The organism is Chryseobacterium sp. II3a (assembly GCF_057815135.1).
Genome location: NZ_JBYPZJ010000003.1, coordinates 480,518 through 496,276, shown reverse-complemented (window position 1 = coordinate 496,276; position 15,759 = coordinate 480,518). Strand labels below are relative to the sequence as shown.

Below are 15,759 nucleotides of genomic sequence, written 5' to 3'. Positions count from 1 at the left end.
CTGAATTATTTTTAGAGTCCAAGAATACCGATCTTTCCGGTCTTATCTTCTATAGTATAATTCAAAGCCTTTGCCAAAACAAAAATATTATCAAGGTTTTCCATTAATTGCTTGCGTCCTTCACTTCTCAGCTGGTTTTGATCAATAGATTTAATCGCAGTTTCTTTAGCCTTTGTTGTTACGTTTTTTATATCCTTTTCAGAAATTCTATTAAAAAACGAATCATCCATAGACTGAATTTCAACGCTGGGCGTAATCCTAATGTCTGCATCAGGGAGTTCCGTGATGACCAGCTTTTTATTAATGGAGTCTACTTCAATCTTCATTTTATTCAGGTCATAAGAAACCTGGGCATTGGTTTTGGTAAAGGTAATGATACTATTACTTGAAACTTCTTTTCCCATGAATTCATACCCCATTTTGGTTTTCTGCATAGAGGAACTGTTTTGTTCTATCACCACCATCTTATTCATTTTGGAGATCTGGTTTGTCAGAATATAATACTCTGATTTTTCCGTTTTTCCACCAAGATTCAGACAGGATTTAAGTCCAAAAAACAGCAGTACCATAGCTCCGGCACCGGCTACAAACGATAAAATTGTTTTATAATTTCTCAAATCTATTTAAAAATTTCTTTAATTATAGATGAGTCATTCTTTTTCAGAATTTCAACTAAATCTCTTTCTATATATCCGCTGGTAGGCATTTCTACAATTCTTCCTATTTCTTTTCCATATCTTTTAAGGATAATGGTAGGAACTTTCTGGATATTATAAAGAGATTCGTCTCCGGTTGGAGATTCTTTTTTGCGATTAACAGCGATAATGGTCAGTTTACTTTCAGGATAGTTTATTTCTTCCAGAATTTTCATCAGCCTTGGTACATCTCTGTGGCTGTCTTCACACCAGGTTCCCATAAAAACGGTGATATCATAAGATCCCAGTCTTTCTTTTTTCAGTTCACTGATCGCCTTTTGATCCATAGCATATTCGTCATGTTCCTTTACATACCAATCAGCATAAGGAGCTTTCAAAAACTGCTGTTTTAACTGGTGACCCAAAAGCATTTTACCATCTTTTTCAGTAGTAACTTCGCGGTTAACCACTACTTTCTGAGCACTAAGCTGCTGAGTAGTTAAAAATAAACTTGAAACGGCAACAATATTTGTAATAAATTTTTTCATATTTTATTTCTCAATAATTGACTTTAGATCAGCAGGAGAATAATATTTGTTTTTTAATACTTTATGATCTGCTTTTCTATACACATTGAACTTTTCACCAGATTTCTCATAAAAAGATTCTACGTCTTTTTCTTTGTAGAATTCAACGGTTTCATTAGCCTGCTCTTCATTATCACACGCCTTCGACATGTTAGAACGCTGAACTTCGTTGAATAGCTCTACAAATTTACTGCCAAGTCCGAATTCAAGTACAGCACCACTTAAAACATACTGTAAATCACAAAGAGCATCTGCAATTTCTACAATATTGTTGTCAGCTATGGCTTGTTTCAATTCATTAAGTTCTTCCTGTAGAAGTTCTACTCTAAGATTGCATCTTTCTGCAGAAGGAATTTGTGGGGTGTCTAGAATAGGGGCTTTGAAAGTAGTATGGAATTCTGCTACTTGGTTCAAACTATCAATTTTATCCATGAATTTTTTTATTTATGACAAAGATAGAAAACGATTTGCTAATTGTGAAATGTAGAAGGTAAAATAAGAATCATTAATTTTTTGGTACCTAATATATAATTTTACAGCATTGCCATTGGTTGCACCGAATCTTTGATTTCTGATGAAGGAAGAATCTCATTTATAGTTAGATTCTTCATTTCACTGCGTTGCATTCAGAAGGACAGAGCAAAATAATAGCTTAATGTAAAATTGTAGATAGTTGCCAATTTTTAAATCACACATGGATACAGGTTAAAAAAATAGTCCATAAAGGATTCTGAAGCGTCATTATCCATGTTAATTTTTGGTTAAAAATAACAATACAAAAACCACAATGATGAATTGTGGTTTTGTTTTAAAATAGGCTGATGATATTCAATTACTCAACTTCCTGGTATTCCCATATTCCGGAGATATTTAATATTTCTAGACTTGGCTGTTTTTCTCCATAACTGAATATACAAATATAGGATGTGTTACAGGAAGTACAACTGGTTCCGAAGTATAAGGTTGGCAAATCGTTTACGGTGAGTTCTCCGTAATGTTGCATTCTCTGAGAAGTCTCAGTAACCATTTGATTCTTTAAAAGCTCAGACTTTGATAATACTTTATCTCCATCATAGATTTGAAAGATTGGAAATCCCGATTGATAAGGCGAAATAGTAACCGTATTTTCCTGCCCGCATTCACAGCAGCTAAATTGGGTAACCGCAGCCGGAATGGCTTCGTCATTGATGAATCTTTCTTTTTGAGTCAAAGCTTTTTTACCCATCTTTATCTTTTTTGATATTGAATACATCTGAATATATTTTAGTTCTGAATAACGGTTCCTTCCAGATTAGGATATTTCCCGCTTGGACTTTTTTTAATGGTAATTTTTATATACCCTTCTTCTGCTAATTTATTCCAAGTTTTCGGAAATCCGGTATTAATATCGATAGGAATTTTCCACATGGTCTGTTTTCCGTTTCCGACTTGATTAAACCAAGGGATGATATCTGCTGTTTGAGATTTAAAAGGTAATGCATTCAAAACATCAATCTGGTAATAGAAATCGTATTTGTTTTCCGGCTGATTTAAAGCTCTTTCAGCGAAAGTATACACATACCCGTTAATAATAGGACTGGTGAAGTTTCCACCTAGTGTTGGATTTCCGGTACCATTATAACTTCCCACAGCACCACTATATCTGTCATATTTTTGTCCGGCTTGTATGGCAACATCGTCTACAATATTGTATCCGCCATTTGCTGGTGGCCAGCCGCCATTAAGTTCATTTGCCTGAAATAGTTTTTCAAGCTCTTTCCAGTTTCCTTGTTTGTACAAATCAAATGCCTGTATTCTGATGGTTTGACTTACTTTGTTCTCCGGATCATAAGTGGTGGCAAAGTCGTCAGCACTTTTGAAAAATACAATTTTAACCGGGCTTGGTTTGATCACAACTTCTTCTGTGTCATCAGAACTACAAGCCACAGAAAAAGATACAATGGCTAGAAAAAAGAAGTACTTAAATACATGTTTCATATAAAAAATTTTAAATTATGTAAAAATTTAAGTAGGTATTATCAGGGATTCAGACCAATGGCAATGCTTATATAGAATAGGTTATCTTTTATACCTGCAGGCGTGTTTTCTTTATCAAAAAAATATTTGATTTTAAATATAATGAGCCTTGTCTTCTCATATGAAAGAAATAAGAGAAAGATCCATCATAAGAAAAGCTATTGAAAGCCTCCCTTAAATACAAACGGATAACAGTACAATAAAAGAATGATATTGAGTGATAAAATTAGCTGAAAATATAATTATATATAATATTATTTTTAATAAAACATTATTATTGAAAATAATTCAATGGTTATTAGTGATTTAAATAAAAAAATAATGAAAAAGAGTATGAAGATCAAATAAAAAAAGACCGCCCGTAAGCAGTCTTTTCTATGTATATTTGGATGTGATTTTACTTTTTAATGAACATCTTTGAGAATTTCTCAATCTGAATGACATAATTTCCTTTTATCAGGCTGTTTACGTTCACTGTTCCGTTCTGTAGAGTACCTTCCATGATCAGTTTCCCGGACATATCATAGATTTTATATCTTTCTGAACTTGTATTGGAAAGGGTTAAGAGATCCTTCACCGGGTTTGGATACAGTTTAATTTCTATATCGTCTTGCAATTGAGTTTCCGCTGTAGACAATTCATTAGTAGTGACCGAGATATTCGTATTGTTTACATCAAAGAAGATATGATTCGTTCCTTTCACCATAATTCTTCCTGAACGAGTGGCTGTATTAGGAATTACAACAGTCTCTGAACCATCATTAGGCGTTCCTGCCAATAGGGTAGTCCAGGTTTCTCCGCCATCTGCAGACCAAAGAATATCCACATTGGCAGCATTGATATCATTGGCAGTTGTTCCTGCTACATCCCAGGTTACTATTTGTGAACTTCCCCCAGGATAAGTTACCGTGTTATTTTGGGAGGTAATCACAAATGGACCTGCAAAAGCATTCACCGTGATTTTAACATCATCAGAATTGTTTCCAGCCCCTCCTAATCTATTATCCCTTACAGTAAATCTGAAATTCAGATCTCTTGAAACAGAAGATAGTGCTTCAACTCTTATTTCATCTCCTAGGGTTTCTGTATCTCCTTTTAAAATACTTTCCATTTGAGGGAAATATCTTACCGGTGAAGCTGTAGGTACCCATGATCTGAATGTAGGTCCTGCGGTTTTTGTAGGTGTAGCTACAGAATTGCTTCCTGTTTGGGAGGGGGTTCCTTTATCCATTTGTTCCCAGATGTAGGTAAGTGAATCTCCATCCGCATCTGTCCCGGAGCCTGTCAGTACAAATGGTGTGCTTTTAGGAATTGTATAATCTGCTCCTGCATTAGCTGTAGGAATTCTATTTCCTGTAGGGGTATTTACAGAACATGTTGTTGCTTTAATGGTATTGGTTATTTGTTCAATACTTCGGGCGTGAAAGAATGCATTTGAATTTCTTTGTACGTTATAAGGCGTAATTCCTGCATACCCCATAATGGTAGATCCGGAACCTGGCTCTACAGGTTGTAGCCCAACTTGTGTCGTATATGAAAATGTATGGTTTCCTCCAAACTGATGCCCCATTTCATGAGCTACAAAGTCAATGTCAAAAGTATCACCAGAAGGAATACCATTAGAAGGAGAGGTGAAGCCGCTTCCTTTATAGTTCTCAGGATAAACAGTGCCCTGATAAGTATAAGTAGACATATCATCACTGCATATACAGCCAATGCAGCCAGCATTACCACCACCTCCGGTAGCACCAAATAAATGACCTATATCAAAATTGGCATTACCAATAGTGGAACTTAAAGTATTCATAAGCTCAAGATTCCATTTGTTCATTTTATTGGAGGGTGAAAAAGGATCGGTATTGGCATCAGTATAAACGATGGAGTCGTTATTAGGAATCAGAACCATTCTTGCCGCAAAATCATTTTCAAAAATACCATTTACCCGGGTCAGTGTATTATTCATGGCTGCCAATGCATCAGCTTTGGTTCCTCCAAAATAATTGGCATATTCTCCGGTACAAGATAGTGCCAATCTGAATGTTCTTAGAACGGCATCATCCGCATTTTTGGCTGTAATTACATTGGGAGTTTCTTTTTGTGCAGATTCCAGTACTTTGCATTCAAAATTATTCAGATCACTCTTTTTGTCAGAACGTTTATAAACAGCATAAGTAGATAGATCTTTGGTATAGGGCTCAATAAAAACCGCTGATTTATCACCATAAATTTCCATGGAAGATAGTCCTAAAGATGAAATACTGAAATAAACTGTTGAAGATTTATCTTTTAATCCCTGGCCGATATAGGATTTAATATCCGGGTATTTTGCTGCCAATTCAGGATCGAAATTTGAATTTTCCATTACGCTAAAACGTTCCATTTTTCCAGATGAATTGGGAAGAGAAATGATAACAGAGGATTTTTCTGTTGCCCTTTTAGGAGTTTTTGTTAATGCATTTTTCAAACCATTAATGTCCAAATGAAAAATTCTTGGATCATTGATATTTTTCATATTTTCAAAAACAGACGAAGTTCTTTCTTTATTTTTTTTTGTCCATAATCGATCAGTTTGCGCAAAAGAAACGCCAGATAACACCAGCATCCCCATCATTAATAGTTGTTTTTTCATGTTGCCGTGAATTTTTTTGAATAATTCAAAATTAATAAAAAAATCTTTAAAAATTATTCTTTTTTAGAATAATTAAAAATAATAATCAATAAAAATATTCAACTCGCTGAGTAAGAATAAATAAAAAAACTGCCCAATAAATGGACAGTTTCACATCGCTTAAATTATTATAGTAATTAGTTTTTGATAAATCTTTTAGAGGTTTCTCCAATTTGGATTAAATAAGCTCCATTCACTAGTTTGCTTACATTTACCGTTCCTCTCTGAAGTGATCCTTCATGTACTAGTTTTCCGGACATATCATAAATTCTATATTGTTCCGAATTGGTGTTTGATACAGTCAGAATGTCTTTTACCGGGTTGGGAGATAGCCTGATCTCTTTCACGGCCGTTGGTGCTATTTCTGATGTAGATTTTGCAACAGAAGATGTTACTGAGATATTAGCATTATTTACATCAAAGAAAATATGATTGGTTCCTTTTACCATAAGCCTTCCTGAAGAAGTGGCAGCATTAGGAATGATGACAGCTTGTGATCCGTCATTAGGAGTTCCTGCTAATAAAGTTGTCCAGGAATTTCCATTGTCTGTTGACCAAAGGATATCTACATTTGCGGCGTTTATACCATTTGCTGTAGTTCCTGCAACATTCCATTTTACGGTTTGTGAGCTTCCTCCTGGATAAGATATGGCACTATTCTGTGAGGTGATTGTGAAAGGTCCTGCAGCAGAGCTAACAGTGATCTTTGCATCATCAGAACTATTTCCAGCACCACCAAGTCTATTATCTCGAACGGTAAATCTGAAATTTAAGGCTCTTGCAACTGAGGATAAAGCCTCTACATTAATATCTAAACCAGCAGTAGTGGTAGCTCCTGCCAATATTGATGCCATTCTAGGGAAATATCGTATTGGAGAAGCTGTTGGTGTCCATGATCTGAAAGTAGGTCCTGCTGTTTTAGTCGCAGTAGCCGCCGAATTGGCTCCTGTCTGAGAAGATGTTCCCTGATCCATTTGTTCCCATATATAGGTAAGTGAGTCACCATTAGCATCGGTTCCTGATCCTGTTAACATAAAAGGCGTACTTTTAGGAATGGTATAATCCAGCCCGGCATTCGCTGTAGGAATTGAATTTCCTGTAGGGGTATTTACTGAGCAGCTTGTTGCTTTAATGGTATTGGTGATTTGTTCTATGCTAATGGCATGGAAAAAAGGATCTGAATTTTTCTGAACATCATAGTTTGTAATTCCTGCATACCCCATAATCGTAGATCCGGAACCCGGTTCAACTGGCTTCAAACCTGACTGTGTTGCATTAGACCAAGTGTGATTCCCTCCAAACTGGTGTCCCATTTCATGAGCTACATAATCTATATCAAAAGTATCTCCGGAGGGAACTCCATCGGCTGGGGAAGTATAACCACTACCTTTATAAGCGTTAGGGTATTTTACACCAGATTGTGTAGTATATGACATATCATTGCTGCAAATACATCCAATACATCCTGCATAACCACCTCCGCCGTCTCTTCCAAATACATGGCCTATATCAAAATTTGCATTGCCGATAGTCGCATCTAATGTTTGCATTAGCTCATAACTCCAATTATCTTTACTTGATGATGGTGAGTAAGGATCTGTAGATGCATTGGTATAAATAACAGCATCATTATTAGGAATAAGCACCATTCTAGCAGAAAAATCATTTTCAAAAACACCATTGACACGCGTCATGGTATTGTTCATAGCTGCTAAAGCCTGGGCTTTGGTTCCTCCGAAATAAGAGGTATATTCTCCGGTACAGGAAAGTGCTAGTCTGAATGTTCTCAATGTCGAATCGTTGGCATTTTTAGCTGCTAGAGTGGTAGAACTGCCTTTTTCTGCTACATCAAGCACTTTACATTCAAACTTATCTAAATTATCTTTCCTATCAGATTTTTTATAAACAACATAAGTAGACAAATCTTTAGTGTAAGGCTCAATAAAAATTGCAGACTTATCACCATAAATTTCCATAGAAGATAATCCCAAAGAGGAAATACTAAAATAAACTGTTGAAGACTTATCTTCCAGTCCTTGTCCAACATAGGACTTAATATCAGGGTATTTAGCGGCTAATTCAGGATCGAAATTGGAATTCTCTGTAACTCTGAAATTTTCCATTTTCCCCGTTGAGTTAGGAAAAGAAATGATAACTCCTGATTTCTCAGCTAATCTTTTAGGAGCTCTTGATAAGGTACTTCTTAATCCATCAATATCCAGATGATAAAGTTTGGGGGTTTCAATGTTTGACTTGTTTTCAACAACTTCTGATAATTCTTTTTTAGACTGTGAAGTCCATAAACGATCTGTCTGTGCGAAAGAGATGCCTGATACTGCAAGCATACTCATCATTAATAATTGTTTTTTCATGTACGAAGTATTTTTTTTATTTGTGTAATGCCAAAGCTAATAAAAAATATGATATGAAAAATGCATAGATTGATAAATTTTAAAATAATATTCACAATAAATTAAATGAAATATTAAAAATAATTAAATAAAAACAACTAAAAAAATAAAACCACTCTATGAAGAGTGGTTTTTTCAATGGTTTAATATTAAGATTATTAATTTTTAATGAATCTTTTACTTGTTTCTCCTATCTGCAACATGTAGGCTCCTTTAATCAGGTTGCTTACATTCACAGATCCTCTCTGAAGTTTTCCTGAATCAACCATTTTTCCGCCCATATCGAAGATTTTGTAATCTTCAGAAGTTGTATTGGAGATATACATAATATCTTTTACCGGGTTAGGGTATAGTTTAATATCTGTAATCAGATCTTTCGTATTAGAAAGTTCTCCTCTTCCTGAAGAAACAATGTTTAAAGTATAATCTTCAACCTGTCCATACGTATAAGCTTCACAAGATGAAGTTGGAATTGAGCTGTATTTCATCATCACTCTCATTCTTGTAGAACCTAAAGTTGATGTTGAAGGGATAGTAATCGATCCTGTAACTGGACTTGTCGTAGAGCCGGCTTTTGACCATGCCAATTCTCCACTGTCCGTAAAGTCACCATCTCCGTTATAATCAATATAAACAGCATAAGCCTCACTATACTTCGTAGAAGTCCATACCGGAGTAATAGAAAGAGTATAAGCTGTTCCTCTTGTTACATTGGTAGAAATAGACGTAAAGTTTTCATATCCTGCCGTTCCTGTTGAAGTATTATTAATAGTTCCGAATTTCACATTACCAATTCTTTCGTCAGCAGTATTAGATGCCGAAGCTGAGCAGTAAGTAACAGGTCCTCCACCTGCAAGTGTTGTAACGTTTACGGTATTACTTGAAGATGACGCATTACCTGCAGCATCTTTTGCTTTTACAGAGAAGCTGTAAGTAGTGGAAGGAGTTAAACTTGTTACAGTAAGAGTAGTAGAAGCTGTAGAGCCGATCAATGAAGCCCCTTGGTATACATCGTAACCAGTAACTCCTACATTGTCTGTAGCACCTGACCAGGAAAGGTTTGTGCTTGTAGAAGTAGTTCCTGATGCAGCAAGCGTCGGTGCCGTAGGAGCAATCGTATCAGGTGTTCCGGATCCTGCATTTACAGAAATATTAGCATTATTTACATCAAAGAAAATGTGATTAGATCCTTTTACCATAAGTCTTCCTGTAGTAGTAGAAACATTAGGAATTGTTACAGCCTGTGACCCATCATTAGGAGTTGCAGACAATAGAGTAGTCCAGGTATTTCCATTATCTGTAGACCATAGAATATCTACATTCGCTGTGTTTACACCATTTGCGGTAGTTCCTGCTACATCCCAGGTAACGGTTTGTGAACTTCCGCCTGTGTAAGTAGTTGCAGAATTCTGAGAAGTAACAGCGAAAGGTCCTGCAGTGCTGTTTACTGTAATTACGGCGTCGTCTGAATTATTCCCTGATCCTCCGGCTTTATTGTCACGAACGGTAAATCTGAAGTTTAATGTTCTGGCTACTGAAGGAAGCGCTTCTACTGTAATATCGGTGCCGGCTGTAGTTGTTGAACCTGCCAAAATAGAGGCCATTCTTGGAAAATATCTTGTAGGAACAGTAGTTGGGGTCCATGATCTGAAAGTAGGTCCTGAGGCTTTTGTTGCACTAGCTGCAGAGCTGGCTCCGGTTTGAGATGAGGACGCATTATCCATCTGTTCCCAGATATAAGTTAATGAATCTCCGTCTGCATCAGTTCCACTTCCTGTCAGCACAAATGGAGTTCCTTTTGGAATAGTATAGTCTGAACCTGCATTGGCTGTTGGGATAGAGTTTCCGGTGTTGGTATTTACTGAACAGGTTTTAGCTTTAATATTATTGGTAATTTGCTGGATACTTACTGCATGGAAAAATGAATCGGAATGAGGTTGAACGTCCTGGCTTGTAATTCCGGCATATCCCATGATGGTTGATCCTGAGCCTGGCTCCATATTCACACCTGTGCCTTCATTTCCATGGGAAAAAGTATGATTTCCTCCAAATTGATGTCCCATTTCATGCGCTACATAATCGATGTCAAAATTATCGCCTGATGGAATTGCATCTGCGGGGGAAGTATAGCCGCTTCCTTTTGAGCCGTTTGTACAGATACATCCGATGCATCCTGCATTTCCTCCGCCTCCGGAAGCACCAAACAAGTGTCCGATATCGTAATTAGCTTCTCCAATAACAGAGGTTAATGTACTTTGGAGTTGAGAATTCCAGCTGCTCATTCCTGATGCGGCAGAGTAAGGATCTGTAGAAGCATTGGTATAAATTACAGCATCATTATTGGCAATAAGAACCATTCTTGCAGCAAAATCCTTTTCAAAAACACCGTTCACACGGGTCATTGTATTATTCATTGCTGCTAATGCCTGGGCTTTTGTGCCGCCAAAATAAGCTGTATACTCTCCAGTACATGATAGTGCCAGCCTGAATGTTCTCAGTTTAGCATCATCAGCATTTGGTCTTGCTGCAATATTGGCATTAGATACTCCTTTTTTAGCGACATCTATTACAGTACATTCAAATTTGCTAAGATCGTCGTTTTTGTCAGATTTTTTGTAAACAACATACGTAGAAAGATCTTTAGAATAAGGTTCTATGAACACTGCTGATTTGTCACCATAAATTTCCATAGATGATAATCCTAATGAAGAAACACTGAAATACACTGTTGAATTTGGATCTTCAAGTCCCTGGCCAACATAGGATTTGATGTCAGGATACTTTGCTGCTAATTCAGGGGTAAAGTTGGAGTTTTCTCTTACTTTGAAATTTTCCATTCTACCATCAGAATTTGGAAAGGAAATAATGGTTTCGGATTTTTCGCCAGCTGCCAATCTTTTCGGAGCCTTTGCCAGAGCATTCTTCAATCCGTCGATATTCAAACTGAATAATTTTGGATTCCGGATTCCTGTTTTGTTTTCAAAGGTTGGTGAAGATGTTCTTGAGAACTCTTGAGACCAAAGACGGTCAGTCTGTGCGAAGGAGGCTCCTGTAATAAGAAGCATCCCAAGCAGGGTTAATTGTCTTTTCATATTAAATATTTGTTTTTATTATGGTAAATCGAAATTAATAAAAATTATATTACGAAAAACAAAAATTTTTAAGAAAATTTTGGAATATTCATTTAATATATTATGTAATACATTGAATATCCTTAAAATTATAATGTCTCAAAATGAAAAAATGACATGCATCAATTATGCATGTCATTCATTATCAGTTAAAATAATTTTTAAGTTATCTTACATCATCAGCAGTAGGACCATAAAGCCCTGGAACTTTGTTTCCGGTTGACCTCAAATACACAACCAATTCACCTCTGTGATGGTACAAATGATTATAAAGAAAACCTCTCACTACCTGAATTCTTGGTGAAGCAGGAAAAAGAGTATTTCCGTTCATTTCCATCTTCCATTCATTGAAATAAGTTCTTTCATCAGAATTTTCCAGAACCTTCTGTGCATTAGCTACATTTTCTTCAAATTTTGCTACAATATTTTCGGCTTTGGAAATATCACCTTTATCGTACTGGTACTGGCCCATGTCAAAGACATCCTGATTAAAAGTAGGGTTGTACCAGTTATAAACTTCCGCAATATGAGAGGCCAGCTGACCGGTAGTCCAGTTCTTTTCAGAAGGTTTCCAGTCTAAAGCACTGTCGGGGATTGCTTTTAAAATTTTTCTGGTGTTTTCCGCTTCATGCAGAAACTCACCTAAAAGGCTCTGTTTAATCATTTGTATGAGGGTTAAAATTATTTTGTAATATCTCTTCCGATCACCAGTCTCTGGATTTCAGAAGTTCCTTCTCCAATAGTACAAAGCTTAGAATCTCTGTAGAATTTTTCAGCAGGGAAGTCCTTTGTGTACCCATAACCTCCGAAGATCTGAACTGCATTGTTAGCAATTCTTACACAAGCTTCAGAAGCATATAATTTTGCCATTGCTCCTTCTTTGGTCATCTTTTGCTTAGCATTTTTTAATGTTGCCGCTCTCTGAATCAGAAGCTCCGCAGCATCAATTTCTGTAGCCATATCAGCTAACATAAAATTGATAGCCTGGAATTCAGAAATTGATTTTCCAAACTGATGTCTTTCTTTAGCATATTTTAAAGCAGCTTTATAAGCCCCTCTTGCTGTTCCTAAACTTAAAGCAGCGATAGAAATTCTACCTCCGTCAAGAATTTTCATAGCCTGTTTGAAGCCTTCACCCACTTCTCCCAAACGGTGAGAATCTGGTACACGTACATTATCAAAAATTAATTCTGCGGTTTCAGAGGCACGCATTCCTAATTTATTTTCTTTTTTTCCTGAAGTAAATCCAGGCATTCCTTTTTCCAAAACGAAAGCAGTAGAGTTATTTTTAGCTCCTTTTTCTCCTGTTCTGGTCATTACTACTGCAATATCTCCTGAAATTGCGTGAGTAATAAAATTTTTAGCTCCGTTAATAATCCATTCATCACCATCTTTTACGGCGGTGGTAGACATTCCTCCTGAATCCGAACCCGTATTGTGCTCTGTAAGCCCCCAAGCTCCGATTACTTTTCCGGAAGCAAGCTGAGGAAGCCATTTGTTTCTCTGTTCTTCATTTCCAAACTCATAAATATGATTGGTACAAAGAGAATTGTGTGCTGCTACGGAAAGGCCAATAGATGGATCTACCTGAGAGATTTCATCCAGGATCGTAACGTATTCATGATAACTTAAACCAGAACCTCCGTACTGCTCAGGAACTACAATTCCCATAAAGCCCATTTCTCCCAACTGATGGAACAAATCTTTTGGGAAAGTCTGGCTTTCATCCCACTCCATAATATTCGGTCGGATATTCTTTTCCGCAAATTCTCTAGCTGTCTCCGCTATCATTTTGATGTTGTCAATTGTCTCTGTATTCATATTGATAATAGTTAGTTCCCAAAGATAACCAAATTGACGGAATGCTAAAAAAAATTATTACATCCATAATAGTATTGTATCCAATATTTTAATTTCCAATTTTTTATATTTCACGATTTAATGTTTTCTTAATAAAATATTCAAACTTTTGCGCATTATATTTTACTAATTTAGTTGCCCAATTTTTAAGGCATGAAAAAAATTCTATTTCCTATTATGTTGATTTCTTCTTATATTTCTGCGCAGGCTCCTGCCGGATATTATAACGGGACTGCCGGATTAACCGGATATGCCCTGAAATCTAAGGTACATGATATTATTTCGGAAAAAATGATTAACTGGCATTATGATGATCTTCCGAATCTTTATAACCAAACGGATCTTGATAAATATTATGATCACGATGCTTCGAATACGGAATATCTTTTGGATATCTATTCTGAAATTCCCTTGGGACTGGACGCATATGAATACAAGTCTAATCAAATGATAGCTGGTGCTGGTGCTGAAGGAATGGGCTATAATAGAGAACATATGATGCCTCAAAGTACATTTAGCACAAGCTCTAGTATTAGTGATTATCCTATGTATTCAGATCTGAATTTCATTGTTCCTGTGGATGCGTATATTAATCAGCGAAGAAATAACTATCCTTACGGTGTAGCAGGTACTACCAATTATTATACATTTACTAACAATTCGAAGATATCAAAGGCTGCTATTCCTAATTACCCTTATACAGGAAGGGTGTATGAGCCTATTGATGAGTTTAAAGGGGATGTTGCGAGAACATTGCTATATTTCGCTGTGAGATATGAAGGTAAATTAGGTTCTTTTAATACAGCATATAGTACCTCTGCAACCATAACACCAGCTACAGATCAATGTCCGCTTGATGGGACGGAAGAAAGAGCTATTGATCTCCCTTATGTTGCTATGCTTAAGCAATGGAGTGCAATGGATCCTGTTTCACAAAGAGAGATAGATAGAAATAATGCAATATACGCTATCCAGAAAAACAGAAACCCATTTATTGACCATCCGGAATGGATTGATATGATTTGGTCTGAAAATCCTGACAGCATTGCTCCTTTAGCTCCGGGATCACTTGTTTCAACACAGCAGAATGCTTATTTTGTCAATCTGAACTGGACTGCTTCTACTGATACAGATATCTTGGGGTACAGAATTTATATGAATGGCTCAGAAATACCTGTTGCTGTCACAAAAGGAACTGCTATAACTATAGATCACTTAAGTCCGTCTACAACATATACTTTTACAGTAAAAGCTTTTGATAAAGGATACCTGGAGTCTCCATTCAGTAATACGGTTACAGTCTCGACTATAGCTTCAGATTCATTTGCTCCTGATCTTATGATCACAAAATATATATCAGGAACCAATAATACTGCAAATACTATTAAGAATAATGCTCTGGAAATTGTTAATAAGACGGGACATGAAGTCAATTTAAATAATTATAGAATTAATATCCAGCTTAAGAATAATGCTACAGGTGCTATTTATAATGCAGATACTTACGAACTGGAAGGAAAAATAGGGAATAATGAAACTTTTGTAATCCTGAATCCCAAAGCTAATTTAGCTTGCTATTCTAATGATCAGGCTAAATTTGTAACGGCGTCAGATCCTATGACTTTTAAAGGAGAGAATTATGTAGAACTGGCTTATAATAAAACAACTACTGTAGACGCAATTGGTACAAAATACGTACTCAATAATAATGGCAATGTTTCATTATACAGAAAGAATACAATCAACCAGCCTAACAGTACATTTACTATCGGAGAATGGGATTCTTATCCATCCAATTACTGTCAGAATCTTGGAACATTATCTACTACAGAACTTATTGCATCCAAAGATAAAAAGTTAGGAATATATCCAAACCCTGTATATGACCGCCTTTTTGTAAATGGAGAAATTGAAAAAATAAAAACAGTCCAAATTATTGATTTTTCCGGAAAAATAATTTACACTGAGAAAGATCCGTTCAGAAACAAAAAAGACATTTCTGTTCAGGGAATTCCTACAGGAACCTATATCTTAAGACTGGATGACCATACCCAACAGTTTATTAAAAAATAGTAAAAGAATAACTCATATTTAATGATACCCAACCTAACAGGTCTTGAAAACCTGTTAGGTTTTATTTTTTTAGAGATTGTAGTCTTACCCTTGCAAGAGTTATTAGCCCTGATAGCAGCGGTTACCCCACAGCAAGCAGCTGGAGAAGAATAGGAGCGAGGAGTATGAGCGGATAGCAGGAAACAGCTCCTCATACAAAAAATCATGAAAAAAGTTGAGTTAATATTCAATTTATTATTAATTTTTTTCACCCAATTTTACTTTTTACCAATTTCCATATTTAACATAACCTCTTAAAAACCTCATGTTTACTGCATAATCGATATAAGCAGATTCACTAATAATCAATATCTATAAGTGTTTCTGCTTATATTTTTT

12 protein-coding genes are annotated in these 15,759 nt (G+C 36.0%); 2 read left to right on the top strand and 10 right to left on the bottom strand.

What is annotated here, in order from left to right; genetic code table 11:
• Positions 1-11 precede the first annotated feature (11 nt).
• The 10 genes from AC3HD6_RS10780 to AC3HD6_RS10735 form a co-directional block, all read right to left on the bottom strand.
• Positions 12-617: a DUF4230 domain-containing protein gene (locus AC3HD6_RS10780; protein WP_488896343.1), complete on the bottom strand. Its 606-nt coding sequence runs from the start codon at positions 615-617 to the stop codon at positions 12-14.
• A gap of 2 nt (positions 618-619) precedes the next feature.
• Positions 620-1,183: a thioredoxin family protein gene (locus AC3HD6_RS10775; RefSeq protein ID WP_488896342.1), complete on the bottom strand. Its 564-nt coding sequence runs from the start codon at positions 1,181-1,183 to the stop codon at positions 620-622.
• Positions 1,184-1,186: 3 nt separating this feature from the next.
• On the bottom strand, positions 1,187-1,654 hold the full coding sequence (locus tag AC3HD6_RS10770) for a pyrophosphohydrolase domain-containing protein (protein ID WP_068943239.1): 468 nt from the start codon (positions 1,652-1,654) through the stop codon (positions 1,187-1,189).
• Positions 1,655-2,054: 400 nt separating this feature from the next.
• Positions 2,055-2,474 (bottom strand): hypothetical protein, encoded by a 420-nt coding sequence (locus AC3HD6_RS10765; RefSeq protein WP_488896341.1) that lies wholly within the window; start codon positions 2,472-2,474, stop codon positions 2,055-2,057.
• 11 nt (positions 2,475-2,485) lie between these two features.
• Positions 2,486-3,199, bottom strand: coding sequence for a hypothetical protein (locus tag AC3HD6_RS10760; protein ID WP_488896340.1), 714 nt, complete (start codon positions 3,197-3,199; stop codon positions 2,486-2,488).
• A gap of 436 nt (positions 3,200-3,635) precedes the next feature.
• Positions 3,636-5,867, bottom strand: a complete 2,232-nt coding sequence (locus tag AC3HD6_RS10755; RefSeq protein ID WP_488896339.1) for a zinc-dependent metalloprotease — start codon at positions 5,865-5,867, stop codon at positions 3,636-3,638.
• Between the two features lie 176 nt (positions 5,868-6,043).
• Complete coding sequence (locus tag AC3HD6_RS10750) at positions 6,044-8,278, bottom strand: reprolysin-like metallopeptidase (protein ID WP_488896338.1); 2,235 nt, start codon at positions 8,276-8,278, stop codon at positions 6,044-6,046.
• A 197-nt stretch (positions 8,279-8,475) separates the two neighbouring features.
• The gene (locus AC3HD6_RS10745) at positions 8,476-11,409 is read right to left on the bottom strand and encodes a reprolysin-like metallopeptidase (protein ID WP_488896337.1); all 2,934 of its coding nucleotides are present in this window, start codon (positions 11,407-11,409) and stop codon (positions 8,476-8,478) included.
• 205 nt (positions 11,410-11,614) lie between these two features.
• On the bottom strand, positions 11,615-12,112 hold the full coding sequence (locus AC3HD6_RS10740; RefSeq protein WP_488896336.1) for a DinB family protein: 498 nt from the start codon (positions 12,110-12,112) through the stop codon (positions 11,615-11,617).
• A gap of 17 nt (positions 12,113-12,129) precedes the next feature.
• Positions 12,130-13,269 carry an acyl-CoA dehydrogenase family protein gene (locus tag AC3HD6_RS10735; RefSeq protein WP_129057603.1) on the bottom strand — a complete coding sequence of 380 codons (1,140 nt, stop codon included), beginning with the start codon at positions 13,267-13,269 and terminating at the stop codon, positions 12,130-12,132.
• A gap of 192 nt (positions 13,270-13,461) precedes the next feature.
• On the opposite strand from AC3HD6_RS10735, the gene AC3HD6_RS10730 reads away from it, so the two are divergent.
• Positions 13,462-15,381, top strand: coding sequence for an endonuclease (locus AC3HD6_RS10730; protein ID WP_488896335.1), 1,920 nt, complete (start codon positions 13,462-13,464; stop codon positions 15,379-15,381).
• Between the two features lie 21 nt (positions 15,382-15,402).
• Positions 15,403-15,534 (top strand): hypothetical protein, encoded by a 132-nt coding sequence (locus AC3HD6_RS10725; protein WP_488896334.1) that lies wholly within the window; start codon positions 15,403-15,405, stop codon positions 15,532-15,534.
• Positions 15,535-15,759: the final 225 nt, after the last annotated feature.